Origin of the sequence: Synechococcus sp. O70.1 (assembly GCF_047462215.1) — a bacterium.
Classification (GTDB): domain Bacteria; phylum Cyanobacteriota; class Cyanobacteriia; order Thermostichales; family Thermostichaceae; genus Thermostichus.
In genome coordinates, this window is sequence record NZ_JANSIT010000003.1 from 146164 (window position 1) to 162449 (window position 16286).

Below are 16286 nucleotides of genomic sequence, written 5' to 3' on the forward strand. Positions count from 1 at the left end.
CTTATTCGCCTCTAGCCTGTTCTTGCCGGGCCTGCTCCCGCTCTTGCTTGAGGTGGGCTACCTCGGCTTCCAGCTCTTGAATGCGGTGCAGCAACTGCTCAATTGCCCGTCCTACCGGGTCGGGCATGAGGTGGTGGTCGAGGTCAATGCCGTGGGCGGGGATGCGGCGCTGATGGGGTGGGAGGACTGCCCGGCCTGGGATCCCAACCACCGTCATCCCAGGGGGCACATCGTGAATCACGACGGCGTTGGCTCCAATGCGGGCTCTGGCGCCAATGCGGACTGGGCCAAGGATTTTCGCTCCTGTGCCTACGATTACCCCGTCTTCCAGGGTAGGATGCCGTTTGCCCTTTGTCCAAGAGGTGCCCCCCAAGGTAACGCCGTGATAGATGGTAACATCGTCGCCAATTTCCGCAGTCTCGCCGATGACCACGCCGCAGCCATGGTCGATGAAAAAGCGCCGTCCAATCCGGGCTGCTGGGTGAATTTCAATCAAGGTGAGGGAGCGGGAAATAGAACTAATCAACCGGGCCAGCAAGAAGCAGCGCCGCTGCCACAGCCAATGGGCGATGCGGTGCAGAAACAAAGCGTGGACGCCTGGGTAGGTGAGGAGGACCTCCCAGCGGTTGCGAGCTGCCGGATCCCGCTCAAAGACACAGTCGACATCTTCCCAAAATTGCTGCCAGAACCCCAGCTTTGGCTTTGGCTGGCTGGAGGGGGGAGCCTCACCTCTGTCTAGTTGGGAGCTTTCTGCCGCCGACTGCTTGGCCTCAGTCAGCATGAACGGCCTCCGATAGGGAACCTCCACTTCTCCCCTTCTAGCACTTTTTGTTACCAGTGGGAGGGATCCCTGGCAGCCTACACCTGTTGACCAAGAAAACTGGGTTCAAGCCCCGCCCTTAAGGCCTCCGGCCCGAAGAGCGCGAGAGGGCGGCTTTTGCTAGAATGCGAGAATTGCTCCACCCATTCATAGGAGGGTGCAGCGCACGGCTAAACGTATCTGGGCTTAGGCCCAGTAGTTGGGGCTATGGCATCCCCCATAGGGTTGAGGTTTAAGCCTCATGCTCTTTCGCCTACGGCGGCGCGGAGCGCTTTGTAGCTCAGCCAGTAGGAAGCATCCTGCTGCCTGAGAAAGAATCCCTGCCCTTTAGGGCAGGGAGAATGTCAAGCCACCTAGAAGTGAACGAAAATGAGATCACGGCTAGTGCTTAACTTGCAGGCGGCTATGCTAGACCCTCTTTTGGAAGAGAAAATCCGCGAGCAAATTCGCACCCACAAGGTGCTGATTTACATGAAGGGCACCCCGGAAATGCCCATGTGTGGGTTTTCCTACACAGCCGTGCGCATTTTGGACAGCTTGGGCTTCCCCTACACAGCTATTAACGTGCTCGAGGATCCGGAACTTCGGCAAGGGATCAAAGAGTTTTCCAACTGGCCAACCCTCCCACAAATCTATATCAACGGGGAGTTCATTGGCGGCTGTGACATTCTCCAGGAGATGCATGCCCGCAACGAGCTGCGCCCCCTGGTGGAAGCCGCCTTTGCCAAGGCTGATCCTTAACCTTGAGGGATCCCATGCTCACCTTGGATGGCCTGCGGCAGCTCCTGGCTGAAAAGCTGCAAGCTCTCTACGTCCACGTGGAGGACGAGTCGCACCGCCATGCTGGCCATAGGGGACGGCACCAGGGAGTGGGAGGACACTACCGCGTACAGGTGGTGTCGCCTCTTTTTACTGGCAAAACGCTTTTGCAGCGCCATCGCCTAGTGTACGCCGCCCTAGCCGAGCAGATGGGGCAGAGCATCCATGCCTTGGCCCTGCAAACGTACAGTCCCGAGGAGCTGCCGGCCTCCGAGATGTCTCACATTGAAATAGCATAGAGGGCGAAACGGCTACCCCAGCGAGGGAAGGGAGAAGGTATGGCAGCTCTTTTAGCCACCTGGCTGATGTCAGCCTTGAGCGTGATGATTTTGGCTTGGCTCTTGCCTGGGATCCACGTCTCCGGGTTTGGAGGCGCCTTGGTAGCGGCGCTAGCCATTGGCTTGGTGAATAGCTTGGTGAAGCCACTCCTGCAGTTGATTACCCTACCGCTTACGATCTTCACTTTTGGTCTGTTTTCCCTAATTTTGAACGCCATTTGCTTGCTCATTGCCGACAAGCTTGCCGGTGACGCCTTCAAGGTTGACAACTTCGGCTGGGCACTGGTTGGGGCAATTGCCCTCTCCATCATTAGCAGCTTGGTTCGGAGCATTTTTGAACAAGCTGCTTAGTTTCCTTGCAGAACAAGCCGAGTTAGCCAGCAAGTTGCCCCTACCCCCACCGCTCAAGCCCGAGCTTTGGAGACAGCCTCCAGCAGGGTGGGAGGGGATTGTTGCTTCTGGGGAGCAGCTTCAGCCTTCTTGGCCCGCTTGGCCGCCGCTGGTCGGCTGGCTTTTGCCTGGCCCTTGCCCTCTTTTTCTGCCAGCAGTTCCAGAGCCATCTCCAGGGTCACGGCTGCAGGGGAGAGATCTTTGGGCAGCGAGGCGTTGACTTTGCCGTGCTTGACGTAGAGCCCATAGGGGCCGTCGTGGAGAGTTACGGGCTTGCCATCCTCGGGGTGGGATCCCAGCTCGCCTAGGGGTTTGGCCGAGGCGCGACTGCGGCTCTTTTTGGGTTGGGCCAACAGCTCCAGGGCCCGCTCCAAGCTAATGGTCAGGACATTCTCATCGGGGGGCAGCGAGCGAAACTCCCCATCGCAAGCCACGTAGGGGCCGAAGCGGCCAATACCGGCCTGCACCTTTTTCCCCGATTTGGGGTGTTCGCCCAACGTACGGGGTAGGCTGAGCAACCCCAGGGCAATCTCTGGAGTGACGTCCTCCGGCTTTAGCCCTTTGGGCAGGGAGACGCGCTTAGGCTTTTGGTTTTCCTCAGAAATTTCCCCCAACTGGACATAGGGTCCATAGGGGCCCTGCGGGATCACGTAGATTGGCTCTTGGGTCTCTGGGTGGAAGGCGATGGGCTTGGGGCCTTCCTGCTTGCGCCGGATAAGCTCCTCGATGTGTTCAAGGGTCAAGTCGGCAGGGGGAATATCCTCAGGTAGGTTGGCACGTACCTCTCCTGCTTCGGTTTCGACCACCACATAGGGTCCGTAGGGGCCAATACCAATCTTGGCGGGCAGGTTTTCTAGGTGAATGGAGCGAGCCAGGTTAGGGTCAATTTCTAGCTCCCGTGCCTTCACTTGCCCCTCAAGGCCCTGCTCACCCAGGAAGAAGTGGCGCAAATAGGGCAGCCACTCTGCCTGGCCAGAGGCGATGTCGTCCAGGGTTTGCTCCATCTCGGCAGTGAAGTGGACGTTGACGAGGTTGGGGAAGTATTTTTCCAGCAGCTCGGTAACGGCAAAGGCCGTGTAGGTGGGCACAAGGGCGCTTCCCATCAACCTCACGTAGCCCCGACTCTGGATGGTACTCAGGATGGTGGCATAGGTGCTGGGCCGGCCAATCCCCTCCTTTTCCAACACCTTCACCAGGGAGGCTTCGGTGTAGCGGGGCGGAGGTTGGGTTTCATGAACCACCGGCTCCAGCCGCAGGCAGTCCACTTGCTCCCCTACCTGTAGTAGGGGCAGGTGCACCTCTTGATCTTCCAAAGCCGCCTCTGGGTCGTCGGATCCCTCTACGTAGGCGCGGAAGAAGCCGGGGAAGTCAATGCGCTTGCCGCTGGCCCGGAATACCGCCTCGTCGACCGTAATGAGCACAACCGTGTGGGTTTGCCGCGCCTCAGCCATTTGGCTAGCGACGGTACGCTTCCAGATGAGGTCGTAGAGGGCCAGCTCCTGCCCCGTGAGCGGGGTTTGGCTGGGCAGGCGAAACTCCGAGCCAGCAGGGCGAATGGCCTCGTGGGCTTCTTGGGCCCCTTTGGTTGTAGTGGTGTACTGCCGCGGCTCAGGGCTGAGGTACTCCCTGCCGTACATCGCCTCCACGCAGGCGCGGGCAGCACGGATGGCCTGCTCTGACAAATGCACCGAGTCGGTGCGCATGTAGGTGATGTAGCCCTCCTCGTAGAGCTTTTGGGCAATGCGCATCGTCTGCTGGGCTGACAGGCGCAGCTTGCGGTTGGCCTCTTGTTGCAGCGTGGAGGTGGTGAAGGGAGGGGCGGGCTTGCGGATGGAGGGGCGCTCTTCTACAGAGCTGACCACCCAGACTTTCCCCACTAAGCGCTCCCGCAGGGACTCCGCCTGGGCTTGATCCAAGAGCACTACCTCTCGCCCGGCTATCAGCTGCCCCGTGCTGGGATCGAAGTCTTGTCCACTGGCTAGCCGCTTGCCACCCAGGCTCACCAGCTCTGCCGGGAAAACCGTCGCCGAGCCAGCGCCCTTTGACTGCAGCTCTGCTCGGAGATCCCAGTAGAAGGCTTTCTTGAAGGCCCGCCGCTCCCGCTCCCGATCCACCAAGAGCTTAACCGCCACCGACTGCACCCGCCCGGCTGAGAGCTTGGGGCCAATCTTTTTCCACAGCAGCGGCGACAGAGTGTAGCCCACCAGGCGATCCAGGATGCGGCGGGTCTCTTGGGCCCGCACCAGCTGCTCGTTCACCTCGCGACAATTTTGCAGGGCCTCCTGAATGGCCTCGCGGGTGATCTCGTGGAACACCATGCGGCGGGTAGGCACCTTGGGCTGCAACACCTGTTGCAGGTGCCAACTGATGCTTTCTCCCTCCCGGTCTTCGTCGGTGGCCAGGATCAGCTCATCTGCTTTCTTGAGCGCCTCCTTCAGCTCCTTGACCACCTTTCTTTTGTCTTTGGGGATCACGTAGAGAGGCTCGAAGTTAGCGTGGACATTGACCCCTAGGCGGCTCCACTCTTGATCCTTCACCTCCTCGGGAATGTCGGCAGCCGACTCGGGCAGATCGCGCACATGTCCCATTGAGGCCTGCACCTCATAGTCGGCGGGCAAGAAGCTGCGGATGGTACGAGCTTTGGTAGGAGATTCAACAATGACCAGCTTGGGCATGATGAGGTCTAAAAAGACTGACTGCGGCTACCGCGCCCCCACTTTTGGCGGGCTAGGGCGTGCTGTAAGAGTTGCTCAAGAGTTAGGGACTCTTCTCTGGAGCGTAGCAAGTCTGTCTGCGCTTGACTAGGCAGCTTTCGCTAGGCCTCCTCCTAAGACTCTAGTTTCCAGATCTGGGGACAATCCTGACCATGCACCACTTTTCGATTCGCACCGCCGATATCTTCCGCTCCATGGCCTTCTACGAGAGGCTGGGCTTTGCAGTGGAAGAACGGTTCACTGCCGGGATCACTTTGGCCTGCTGGATGCGCGGTCCCTGGGGCCGTCTGGAGCTGATTCAGGTACCCCAGCCCCACCCTGCCCCCGATCCCTTTGGGGATCCCCACTATGTGGGCTACTACCACCCCTCTTTTGAAGTGGGCCCCGAATGGGGATCCCTGGCCACCTACCTAGAGCATTTACAAGCGCAAGGGCCCCTAACCGTGGTGTTGCCGCCTCAATGCCAGAAAATTGGGTCTCAAACCTACGAGGTGGCTTTCATTGCCGATCCCGATGGCCTGCCGATCGAGCTTATCCGTCTGCAGGGATCCCTAGCGTCAAAAGCGGAGCCGGCTTAACCAAGGCTGCCGCCAGCTAAGGCCCAGGGCCCAAGGAGCGCAAGCAGGCTTCAGCGCCATAGAGGAGGTGTTGCCCAGCGCACCCTTGAAAGCATCCCCGCCCTTGGGGGCTGGGGGGAACGTCAATTGGGTTTATCCTGGACGTAGGTTGTGTTGCCCTTGGAGAGGACAGAGCTTATGGAGATGGATCTCCGTCCCCTGCTCATTCTGGCTCCTGTTGTTTTAGCTGTAAGCTGGGCCGCTTACAACATCATCAAGGCTGCCATCAAGGGGGAAGCCAAGCTCTTTGGCGAGAGGGGTAACAACCCCTTTGGCAAGAGCAACAGCTAGGATCCGTTGGCAGCTCCTAGACTCCCTGTATGTCGGACGCAAATCCCCCAGAGGCAGGGCCGTCGCCTGCGCTGGCTGACCGGAAGTCAGCGGATGTCATTGTTGTCGGAGCAGGGGTGGCCGGCTTAACCTGCGCACGGCAACTGTTGCGGGCAGGGCTGCAGGTTCTGGTACTGGAGAAATCGGCAGGCCTTGGCGGGCGCATGGCCACTCGACGGGTTCAGCACGCTGGACAGACAGTGCCCGTAGATCACGGAGCGCAGTACCTGACTGCCGATTCCGATGGCTTCTATCGCTGGGTCAGGGAGCTCCTGGGCCTAGGACTGCTGAGGGAGTGGACTCGTTCCTTGCATCTGCTGGATCAGGAAGGGCTGCACCTAGAAAATGCCAACGACCAGAAGCCGCGCTATGTCTCTCCCCAGGGCATGACGGCGCTGGCTAAGCAGCTAGCTGCTCCCCTAGCGGTTTACACCCAAACTCGGGTAGTGGGCCTCGAGCCCCAGCCAACCAGTTGGCAAGTGCAAGCCGAAGATGGCCAGTGCTACGAGGCTGCGGCCCTGGTGATGGCCATCCCCGCTCCCCAGTTGCTGCCTTTGCTGCGAGGAAAGATTGCTCCTGGGGACAACCTGTTATCCCTTCTGGAATCCGCTGCCTACCAGCCTTGCGTTGCCGTGTTGGCTAGCTACGCCGAAGACACGCCGCTGCCCCCCTGGAAAGGGATCAAGGGTTTGGACGATCCCCTATTGGCTTGGGTGGCCCTAGACAGCAGCAAGCGGCCCCAGCCCCTGCCGCCGCTGGTGGTTTTGCACGGGGGAGCGGAGTGGTCGTCGCTGTATCTCGAGGCCGCGCCTGAGGAGCTGGAAAAGGCCGGTCGAGAGCTGCTGGCCCATGCTGCCCAGCGCTTGGGATCCTGGCTGGCCTCGCCGCAGTGGATCCAGGTTCACCGCTGGCGCTACGCTCTTCCTGGGGAGGCGATAGGTCTAGCCAGCCTTGGCACCTACGTTCCTACGGGTTCTGGCAAGAGACTCCCCCTGGTGTGCGCTGGCGATTGGTGCGCTGGAGGTCGCGTAGAAGGGGCCTGGCTCTCTGGCCAAGATGCTGCTAGAACCTTGCTGGAGATGTTGGGGAGGGGAGGGCGCTCCTAAGCAGTTAGACTAAACGGGGGCCGAAAATTCCAGCCGGGTCAAACCGCTGCTTCAGCCTCTGCATCAAGGTTGCTGTCGGGCCAAAGTTGGGGGCTAGGGCGGTTTTTAGAGCCGGCGGCGCCTCCAAGAGCACAAGAAACCCCCCCGCAGCCTGGAGATGGCGCTGCAGTTGCAGCAGAGATCCCTGCTCAGGCTGAGGGATCCAGGCTCGCCCCAATCCGCAGCCGCGGTGCAGTTGCACCTGGGCGCTAGGGAAAAGGGATTGGAACTGCTCCAGAGTTGCCAGGCTTTGGCTGGGCGGGCAGCCAAACTTGGCCAACACCATCCCCGAACGGGGCAAGGGCAGAGGCGGAGCCCCAGGCCTTACCTCTTGCCAGCTCAATCCTGCAGGAGCTAGCCGCTGCACCAGAGCCGTCTGTTGGGCAACTACCCGCTCCGAGCCGTGGAAGTGGATCCAGAGCTGGGATCCCTCCCCCCTTAGCCAGAGATCCACCCCCGCTGGGCTGACCGGCGCATTCAGCACCTGCCGAGCCAGGACCTCCAAGTCGGCCAGGGCTCCTGTGGCCAGCAAGGTTGCTTGGGCCGCCGGCAAAGGATAGAGCCGCAGGGTTACCTGCGTCAGGATCCCCAAACTGCCCAGGGATCCAGTAAACAACCTCGTCAGGTTGTAACCGGCTACGTTCTTAACCACCCGTCCCCCCGCCTTAGCCACTTCCCCGTCGGCCCGCACCCAGGTGATGCCCAGCACGAGGTCGCCAATGCTGCCGTAGCGCCAGCGCAGCGAGCCCGTATCGGCGGTGGCGATAATGCCGCCCACTGTGGCCCAGTCAGGGTAAAGGGGATCCACCGGCCACCATTGCCCTTGCTCGGCCAAGATCTGCTGCAGCTCCGCCAAGGTCATGCCGGCCTCTACTGTTACGGTCAGGTCGGCAGCCGCATGGTCAATGAGGCGGCGCAGCCCCCGGGTGGAGAGGATGAGATCCACTGTTTCCAGGCAAGGGGCCCATCCCCACTTGCTCCCCTGCCCCAGCGGCAGCACCTTCCGCCCCTGGCACTCCCTGAGGATTTGAGCCAGTTCCGCAACGGTCGAGGGAGTTTGGATGGGGATAGCAGTGGCTTGGCTGGAAAGAAAAGCCGCCAGCGCAGGAGAAAAAGCCATAGTTGCCCCAAGACTTCTTTTGTAGGCAGAGAGCCTAGAGGCTGGCCTCGGCAGGGTGGGACTCTTTCTCCCCAGAAGGGGAGGAGGCAAGCCTTTGCTGCTCCACCAGGCGGGCAAACTCCTGCTCGAAGGTCACTAGGGCGCGGTTGGTTTTGCCCCCTAGGTAGAGTCCTGCCTCCGTCTCCAGGGCCCAAACCTGGCTGTAGCTGAAATAGCTCATCACCACTCCCAGCATCAGCAGCCCAAAGCCAAGGTAGACAAGGGGGATCCCTGGATCCGATTTAATCTGCAAGCCGGTTGCACCGATAACCTCATCCAGGTGCAGGGTGAGGCGGTTGGGGAAGCGCTGCGGGGCAACTTCGTCGAGAGCTAGACTCATGCCCTGGCGCAGGGATCCTATCCACTGGCCCTCGGTGTCGTAGAGGAGAGCTGTCCCCTGCAGATCCGGCAGCAACAGCGTCAGGCCCTCGCTAAGATCCGGCCGGGTGGGGATAAAAGCGCCCCAGAGCTTGTTGCCCGCCTGGTTGGGCACCCGCACCACTGGGATCTGGAAGGGGGGGCTGTTGTTGAGGCGGATGCGGATGCTGTCGATGCTCCAGTCGGCCTGGTAGAGGGTCACGCCCTGGTAGGAGAGGGGATGGTTGACAGAGAGGGTCTGGCGTTTGACCTCCTGGCCCCCCTCCAGAATGGAGAGGTCAGAATAAAACTGCTTCACCCGCCCGTCGGGAGCATAGTCAATCCAGAAGCGGTTGACCCGAATCTGCCAGGTGGGCAGACGAGCCAGATCCCCTGCGCCGGTGATGTGTTCGATGGCGGCAATCCCGCCGCTGGGGATCAGCTCCTGGGCCTTGAAGCCAGCAAGGCTGCCCCAGATGGCCCCCAACAGGATGAGCAGCAGGCTAGCATGCACCAAGATGGGGCCGAACCGCCCAATCAACCCCTTGCGGGCGTAGAGGCAGGATCCCTCCTGAAACACAGCGTAGCCCCCTTGGCGCAGCCGCTGCGGCAATCCTTGCAGGGATTGCTTGGGCAGATAGGTCCAAAAGGGCAGCCGCTGGAAGGCAGGGGGGCGGGTGAGGTAGCTCCAGCGACGGGCCGCCTTGAGCATCGGCCATTGGCGCGTGAGAGAACAGGCAGCCAGGCTGCTGCCAAGTAGGATCAAAAGAGCCAGAAACCAAGGGGTGCGATAGACGTGATCCAGCCCCAGCTTGAGGATCAGCCGCCAGGTGAGAAAGCCAAACAGGGCCGGCTGCTCAGGGTAGTGGGCCTGATAGAAGGCCACCGTTTCCTCTTGCTCGATTACCGTGCCGATGGCACTGAAAACAGCAATTGCCAAGAGAAGGCCGATGGCTAGCCGCAAATCCGCCAGCAGCGGCAGCAGTTCATGGCGCAGATAGCGCCGCAGGGGGGAAAGCCACCGCGCCAGCGGGGCAGAATCCTTGGACATACAAGCTCCCCTAGGTCCAAGCCGAGAGGATGGTGACGGTGCCGAACCCCACCAGCACCAGGCCACTGGCATAGGTAAGCCAGCCCGACCAGCGCCGCAGGGCCAGCAGTTGCTTAATCGCGCCGGTAAACACCCCCGCCAACAGCAGCGGCAAGACCAGCCCCAGGGCGTAGGTCAGCAGTAGCCCACCTCCCACCCAGGGCTGCCCTGTGGTGGAGACCCAGCCTAGCAAGGCCACCAAAACTGGTGTACTGCAGGGAGAGGCTGCTAGACCAAAGGTGGATCCCAGCAACACCGACCGGCCTAGTCTGGGCCACTCGCCAGGGATCTCCAACCCGTTAAACCAACTGGGAAAGCGCAAGGGGATGACCTCCAGCAGGTTCAAGCCCATGAGGATGGCGAGCCCGCCCGCTACTAGGGATCCAAAGGGGGTGGTTTGTCCGTAAACCCGGCCTAGCAAGGCTGCTCCCAAGCCCAGCAGGCTGAGGGTCAAAGCCACACCAACGGCAAAGCCCAGGGATTGCACCCAGACCTGCCGGCGCACCTCTCCGGCCGCTGCGGGGGCGCTGGGAGTGTAGCCGCCGATGTAGCCGATGGTTACCGGCACCATGGAGAGCATACAGGGGGAAAGGCTAGTAACCAGACCTGCTAGACCCACTGCCAGCAGGCTCAGGGGAGAAAGGTGCTGCGATTGACCTTGAACCAGCTCCGCTGCCCACTGCTCCAGGTGGTAAAGGATATCCGCCATAGAAGAAGCCGTCGCGTCTAAACCTAGGCTAGCTCAAAGAACCTGGAGAACTTGGCGCTGACTGGCCAGCGCCCTCAGCGGCAGCTCTAGCCTAGAAAGCCTGGGGAGCTACTTGGGCTGTTGGCAGGCGGCAATGCTGCTGGCGATAACGGCCTCGGTTTCGGCCAGGCCTTTCCAGCCCAGAATCTGGGTTTCTTTCTTCTCCAAGCGCTTGTAGGTGGCAAAAAACTCGGCAATCTCGTCCAGGCGGTGCTGGGCAATATCTTCCAACTTGGTTACAGAAGCGTAGCGAGGATCCTTAGCCGGCACACACAGCAACTTCTCATCCGGCTCCCCCGCGTCGATCATCTGCAGCATGCCCAGCGGGCGCACCGCAATCACACACCCCGGAAAGGTCGGCTGATCCATGATCACCAGGCCATCCAAGGGATCCCCGTCCCCTGCCCGCGTGTTGGGCACAAAGCCGTAGTCGTAGGGGTACTGCACCGAGGAGTAGAGCACCCGGTCTAGGATCATCACGCCCATCTCTTTGTCAAACTCGTACTTGTTCTTACTGCCGCCAGGGATCTCGATCAGAAGGTTGAGCAGGCCTGGCTCTGGTTGGGCAGGGATCCGCGACAGGTCGATCACAGCCAATACCCTCGGAAGACGTGACGAAGAAACAGCCAGAGGGCATTATACCCCCTGGCTTGAGATTTCAGCTAGCAAGCTCCTCGGGCAAGATTCGAACTTGCGACCAATCGGTTAACAGCCGACCGCTCTACCGCTGAGCTACCGAGGATCGAGACATGTCCCATCATAGGGAAAAAACCGCTGCAAGTCAACTCCTCAGTCGGGCACCGCTAGAGCAGCAGCAAGGCGCTCTTTCAGGGTAGCCACCACCGCTTCAATGGGAAGATCCACGGCCTGACCGGTGGCCCGTTCCGCCAATTCCACCTTGCCCTGCTTGAGGCTGCGCCCCGTAGTTAGGCGATAGGGGATCCCGATGAGATCGGCATCTTTAAACTTGACGCCGGCTCGCTCATCTCGGTCGTCCCAGAGGGTTTCGATACCGGCAGCGTCCAGCTCTTGCACCAATTTTTCTGCCACCTGCATCTGCTCCGGGTCAGCAGTGTTGGGCACCACCACCACCACGTGGTAGGGGGCAATGGCCACCGGCCAGATGATGCCGTTGGCGTCATGGGACTGTTCCACCGCCGCCTGGGCTAGTCGCGATACCCCAATGCCGTAGCAGCCCATCCACAGCGGCTGCTCAACGCCGTGCTCGTCGGCAAAGGTAGCCCGCAGCGGCAGCGAGAACTTGAGGCCCAACTGGAAGATATGGCCAACCTCAATGCCCCTTGCCCCCTGGAGCACCTGGTCAGGGTTGAATAGACAGCGATCTCCTGGTTGGGCTTTGCGCACGTCAACCACCTCCGGCAAGGGGTACTGCTCCCCCCAGTTGGCTCCCACCACGTGTCGCCCCACCTGGTTGCTGCCAGTTACAAAGTTCTTCAGCGAGGCTGCTGTCTGGTCAGCTAGGCGCAAAATCTTGGGGGCAAAGTGTTCCTGCGGGCCCAGGCAGCTATCGGGCAGGTCAGGGGCAATGTAGCCCACGGGAACCGGATCCCCTTGCCAGCTTTTTTGGATCTCAGCATCTGCCAAAGTGAGTTTGAGCAGCTTCTTGGCTTGGTAGCGCTCCGCCAGACGGTTGAGGTGGTTGGCCAACTTCACTTCATTGACCTCTTGATCCCCACGGATGCTGAGCAAAACCACCACCCGCAGGCCGTTGTCGTAAAGGGCCTGGTAGAGCACATTCTTGACAATCAAAGTGGGGGAGATCTTCAAGAAAGCCGCCAGCTTCTCGATGGTTTCCGTTCCCGGCGTATCCAGAACCTGGAAGGCTGTGTAGGGAGACTCAGCTGCCGGCGGCGGAAGGGAGACGGCTTTCTCCACATTGGCAGCATAGGAGCCATCGGGGGTGTAGAGGATCTCGTCTTCCCCGGCAGAAGCCAGCACCATGAACTCCTGGGACATTGCCGAGGGCCCGCCAATGGCGCCCGCATCGGCCTCCACCACGCGAAACTGCAGCCCGCAGCGACGCAGGATGCGGCTGTAGGCGCGGTACATATCCTGGTAGGTCTGGCGCAGGCTCTCTTCAGTGGCGTGGAAGGAGTAGGCGTCTTTCATGAGGAATTCCCGGCCCCGCAGCAGGCCAAAGCGAGGTCGGATCTCGTCGCGGAACTTGGTCTGGATTTGATAGAGGATTTGCGGCAACTGGCGATAGGAGCGGATGAGATCCCGGGCCAGCAGGGTAATCACCTCTTCGTGGGTGGGGCCCAGGGCCAGCTCGCGCCTCTGGCGGTCTTCGAGGGCAAACATGATCCCTTCTGCCTGGGTATATACCTCCCAGCGGCCCGACTCCCGCCAGATCTCCGCTGGCTGCAACTGGGGCAAGAGACACTCCTGGGCCCCAATGGCGTTCATCTCTTCCCGAATGATGTTCGAGATCTTCTGCAGCACCCGCCAGAGCAGGGGCAGATAGGTGTAGATCCCGGAGGAGAGCCGCCGGATAAAGCCGCCTCGCAGCAGCAGCTTGTGGCTGGCCAGCTCTGCTTCGGCAGGATCCTCCCGCAGGGTTACAAACAACATCTGACTCAATCGCTGGCTCCGCTGCATTCCTCCCTTCCCCTTGACAACTGCCTCCAGTGTTCTCAAGCAAGTCCTCCCCCTGGGAGGGGAGGCCGCCCAAATGACTAGGCAGGCGCTAGGGTCCGCCGCTTGGTAACCATCTGGTAGACCTCGATAATGTCCCCTTCTTGCCAGGCGTCGAACTTCTCGATGGCGATCCCACACTCGAAGCCGGCAGTTACCTCCCGCACGTCGTCCTTGAAGCGTCTGAGAGAGTCAAGGCGCCCCTCGTAGACTACCTCTCCTTTGCGGCGAACCCGCACCAGGGCATTGCGCTGCACTTTGCCGGAGAGCACGTAGCTGCCGGCAACGGTGCCGCGGCTGATGGGGATGACTTTGCGCACTTCCGCCTGGCCCAGCGGCTCTTCTACCTCCTCCGGCTCCAGCAGGCCTTCCATGGCTGCCCGCAGGTCGTCCAGCAGGTTGTAGATGATGTCGTATTCGCGCACATCGACCCCCTTCTCGTCGGCAGCCCGCCGCGCGCCAGGGGCAAAGGTGGTGTTAAAGCCCAAGATAATGGCGTTGCTGGCTGCTGCCAGATCCACGTCAGTCTCGGTGATCTCCCCAGGAGCTGCCAGAAGAACCCGTAGGCGCACCTCCTCTTGCGGCAGATCCTGCAGGGCCGTCTGGATGGCCTCGGCGGATCCCTGGACATCTGTTTTGAGGATCAGGTTCAACTCTTTGAGCTGGCCTTCCTGAGCTTGAGCTGAAATGCTAGCCAGGCTGACGCGGCGAGAGAGCGACGCCTGTTGCAAGCGGCTCTGCCGCAGCGCCTCCGCTCGCTCCTCAGCAATGCGGCGTGCTTCTTTCTCATCGCTGTAGACCTGGAACTCATCCCCTGCCGCCGGCACCTCCTCCAAGCCCAGCAGTTGTACCGCTGAAGAAGGCCCGGCCTCCTGTAGCCGTTGGCCGCGGTCGTCTATCATTGCCTTGACGCGGCCAAACACTGCGCCCGCCACTAGCGTATCCCCCACCCGCAGGGTGCCGTTTTGCACCAATAGAGTGGCCACTGGCCCCCGCGCTTTGTCCAGGTGGGCCTCGATGACAGTGCCGCGAGCGGGACGATTGGGGTTGGCCCGCAGCTCCGCCACATCCGCTACCAACAGGATCATCTCTAGCAAGGCGTCTAGGTTGCGGCGGGTGAGAGCGCTGACCTGCACCATGGGCGTGTCACCACCCCACTCCTCCGGCACCAGCCCATGCTCTGCCAGCTGTTGCTTGACGCGCTCCGGCTGGCTGCCGGGCTTGTCAATCTTGTTGATGGCCACAATGATGGGCACCTGGGCTGCCCGCGCATGGCTGATGGCCTCCAGCGTCTGCGGCTGCACCCCATCGTCGGCAGCCACCACCAGGACAGCGATGTCAGTAACGCTGGCACCGCGGGCGCGCATGGCCGTGAAGGCCTGGTGGCCAGGAGTATCCAGAAAAACAATGCGCCGCTTTTGGCCCTCAAAGTCTACATCCACGTGGTAGGCGCCAATGCGCTGGGTGATCCCACCGGCTTCTTGCTGGGCCACGTTAGTGTGGCGGATGGCATCGAGCAAAGTGGTTTTGCCGTGATCCACATGACCCATGATGGTGACCACCGGCGGACGGGGCACCAGGTGGTCAATGTCCTCCAGCTCAAGCATCTCGCTTTTCTTAGCTTTGGGCTCCGTCTCCGGCCGGCGGATCTCATAGCCCAACTCTTTGGCCACCGTCTCAGCCAGCAACTCGTCTAAAACCTGGTTGATGGTTACCTTCACCCCCTTAAAGAAGAGGGTTTTGATGATCTCAGTTTCCGACACCCGCAGGCGCTGGGCTAGTTCCTGCACACTGAGGCTGCCCTCAAGAACCAGAACCTTCTCTTGCGGCGGCAATTCCGCCGTCTCCTCAGGGGGGCTAGTTTTAGCAGAGGTGGATAGCTGCGGGGAGCGCTCAGCAGCTGGCCGAGGGCGCGGGGTTGAAACAGCCGCTGTCGGCGGACGCTGGGCAGGGGGCTTGGCAGTGGGACGGGGCAAGGGCTGGATGGCGTTTAGCTGCGCTTGCTTGACGGTGGAGATCGCCGTCAGAGAATCCAAATCCAAGCCATCTCCATCTCCTTCCTCGCGTCTGCGTTTGCGCTTGCGCTCGGCCTGGCTGCGGCTGGATCGCCGTTCGAGGGCTTTTAGCTCCTCATCCTCCTCTTCTTCCACCGTCTTGCGCTTGACCTTGGGCGTGGCAGGCCGCCCAGGAGCCTCGACCAGCACGGGAGTGGAGATCCCTTCTGGCAAGGGGGGAGAGGATGCTGACTCGGCGGGAACCGCTTTAGCGGTAGGACGGGTGGGGGGCCCCACCAACTCCAGCCGCCGCTGGGGACGAGGAGCCTCCTCCACTTTGCTGGGGCTGTCTTCCTTTTTGGGAGCTGCTGGCTGGCGCTCGGGAGGACTGGCAGGGCGAACAGGTGGGCCCACAAGCTGGGGACGCGGTTGCTGGGCAGTTGGGGGAGGAGAAGCCTTCGCTTCTGCAGGACCAGGAGCAGGGCTGGGCTCGGAAGCCGCTTGAGGCGACTCGGGCCGTCGTGGAGGGGGGAGCACCGTTGGGCGCTTGGCCGCCGGAGCAGGGCCGGCCTGGGGGCTAGCTGCTTTGGCTACAGCCGGCTCAGGTCGAGCTGGAGGGGGCGTCAGCTGTGGTCTTGTCTCACCCACGCGAGCAACTGGTGGCTGCGGCGGGCTGACTGCAGGAGCCTCTTTTGGCGGAGGGATACGCTCAGGTCGCTGCAGCAGCGTTTTGGGAGGACTGGCTTCACTAGGGGGGGCTGGCTGCTGAGCAGGAGCAGGCCGGCGAATGCCAACAATAGCCTGAGGGCGCTCGCTCGCCTTGGCTTCCGCCGCCGGCTCGGCTGGCGAGCTTCCTTGCGGCTTGCTCCGCGGGCGAGGTGGTTTCACAATAGGGGACTTGCCCAGCTTGCTACGCACCAACTCAGCCTGCTCTAGGGAAATGGTGCTGCTGTGGCTCTTGAAAGGGATCCCCAGCTGCTCACAAACCTCCAGCACCTCGCGATTGTCACGCCCCAGTTCGCGGGCAAGGTCGTACAGTCGAACTTTGTCGGTCATTCCTCTGCTTGCCTCTGCTCCTCTCTCCTTGTCAGTTTTACAGGGGTTGAATCAACCTCAATTAACGGATTGAGACTAAACCTGCTGCAGCATAATTCCAGGGGGAATCTAAGT

The 16286-nt window shown here is 61.1% G+C and carries 14 protein-coding genes and 1 tRNA gene; 6 read left to right on the plus strand and 9 right to left on the minus strand.

Going from position 1 to position 16286, the window contains the following annotated elements; translation table 11 throughout:
• Position 1: 1 nt before the first annotated feature.
• Positions 2 to 781, minus strand: a complete 780-nt coding sequence (gene cysE, locus NW833_RS02865; protein ID WP_414393362.1) for a serine O-acetyltransferase — start codon at positions 779 to 781, stop codon at positions 2 to 4.
• A 444-nt stretch (positions 782 to 1225) separates the two neighbouring features.
• Here cysE and grxD point away from each other — a divergent pair, with 444 nt between their 5' ends.
• From grxD to NW833_RS02880, 3 genes are read left to right on the plus strand one after another with little or no spacing between them, the layout of a single operon-like run.
• Complete coding sequence (gene grxD / locus NW833_RS02870) at positions 1226 to 1561, plus strand: Grx4 family monothiol glutaredoxin (RefSeq protein WP_414393788.1); 336 nt, start codon at positions 1226 to 1228, stop codon at positions 1559 to 1561.
• A gap of 2 nt (positions 1562 to 1563) precedes the next feature.
• Complete coding sequence (locus NW833_RS02875) at positions 1564 to 1878, plus strand: BolA family protein (protein ID WP_414411482.1); 315 nt, start codon at positions 1564 to 1566, stop codon at positions 1876 to 1878.
• 39 nt (positions 1879 to 1917) lie between these two features.
• Positions 1918 to 2268 carry a phage holin family protein gene (locus NW833_RS02880; RefSeq protein WP_011429463.1) on the plus strand — a complete coding sequence of 117 codons (351 nt, stop codon included), beginning with the start codon at positions 1918 to 1920 and terminating at the stop codon, positions 2266 to 2268.
• A gap of 53 nt (positions 2269 to 2321) precedes the next feature.
• Here the strand turns inward: NW833_RS02880 and topA are convergent, their stop codons facing one another.
• Positions 2322 to 4982 (minus strand): type I DNA topoisomerase, encoded by a 2661-nt coding sequence (gene topA / locus NW833_RS02885; protein WP_414411483.1) that lies wholly within the window; start codon positions 4980 to 4982, stop codon positions 2322 to 2324.
• A gap of 191 nt (positions 4983 to 5173) precedes the next feature.
• On the opposite strand from topA, the gene NW833_RS02890 reads away from it, so the two are divergent.
• The 3 genes from NW833_RS02890 to NW833_RS02900 all read left to right on the plus strand — a co-directional run bounded on the left by NW833_RS02890 (position 5174) and on the right by NW833_RS02900 (position 7074).
• Positions 5174 to 5599: a VOC family protein gene (locus NW833_RS02890; RefSeq protein ID WP_414411484.1), complete on the plus strand. Its 426-nt coding sequence runs from the start codon at positions 5174 to 5176 to the stop codon at positions 5597 to 5599.
• Positions 5600 to 5776: 177 nt separating this feature from the next.
• The gene (locus NW833_RS02895; RefSeq protein ID WP_414393370.1) at positions 5777 to 5929 is read left to right on the plus strand and encodes a photosystem II protein Y; all 153 of its coding nucleotides are present in this window, start codon (positions 5777 to 5779) and stop codon (positions 5927 to 5929) included.
• A 29-nt stretch (positions 5930 to 5958) separates the two neighbouring features.
• Positions 5959 to 7074 carry an NAD(P)/FAD-dependent oxidoreductase gene (locus NW833_RS02900; RefSeq protein WP_414411485.1) on the plus strand — a complete coding sequence of 372 codons (1116 nt, stop codon included), beginning with the start codon at positions 5959 to 5961 and terminating at the stop codon, positions 7072 to 7074.
• Positions 7075 to 7078: 4 nt separating this feature from the next.
• On the opposite strand, the gene NW833_RS02905 is transcribed toward NW833_RS02900, so the two are convergent.
• The 7 genes from NW833_RS02905 to infB form a co-directional block, all read right to left on the minus strand.
• Positions 7079 to 8233 (minus strand): FAD-binding oxidoreductase, encoded by a 1155-nt coding sequence (locus NW833_RS02905; RefSeq protein ID WP_414411486.1) that lies wholly within the window; start codon positions 8231 to 8233, stop codon positions 7079 to 7081.
• A 34-nt stretch (positions 8234 to 8267) separates the two neighbouring features.
• The gene (locus tag NW833_RS02910; protein ID WP_414411487.1) at positions 8268 to 9680 is read right to left on the minus strand and encodes a cytochrome c biogenesis protein; all 1413 of its coding nucleotides are present in this window, start codon (positions 9678 to 9680) and stop codon (positions 8268 to 8270) included.
• A 10-nt stretch (positions 9681 to 9690) separates the two neighbouring features.
• Positions 9691 to 10428 carry a cytochrome c biogenesis protein CcdA gene (locus tag NW833_RS02915; protein ID WP_414411488.1) on the minus strand — a complete coding sequence of 246 codons (738 nt, stop codon included), beginning with the start codon at positions 10426 to 10428 and terminating at the stop codon, positions 9691 to 9693.
• Between the two features lie 108 nt (positions 10429 to 10536).
• Positions 10537 to 11055, minus strand: coding sequence for an inorganic diphosphatase (locus NW833_RS02920; RefSeq protein ID WP_414393789.1), 519 nt, complete (start codon positions 11053 to 11055; stop codon positions 10537 to 10539).
• Positions 11056 to 11137: 82 nt separating this feature from the next.
• Positions 11138 to 11209 (minus strand) — tRNA-Asn (locus NW833_RS02925).
• A gap of 47 nt (positions 11210 to 11256) precedes the next feature.
• On the minus strand, positions 11257 to 13086 hold the full coding sequence (locus NW833_RS02930) for a proline--tRNA ligase (protein ID WP_414393379.1): 1830 nt from the start codon (positions 13084 to 13086) through the stop codon (positions 11257 to 11259).
• A 77-nt stretch (positions 13087 to 13163) separates the two neighbouring features.
• Positions 13164 to 16172: a translation initiation factor IF-2 gene (gene infB, locus NW833_RS02935; protein WP_414411489.1), complete on the minus strand. Its 3009-nt coding sequence runs from the start codon at positions 16170 to 16172 to the stop codon at positions 13164 to 13166.
• Between the last annotated feature and the right edge of the window lie 114 nt (positions 16173 to 16286).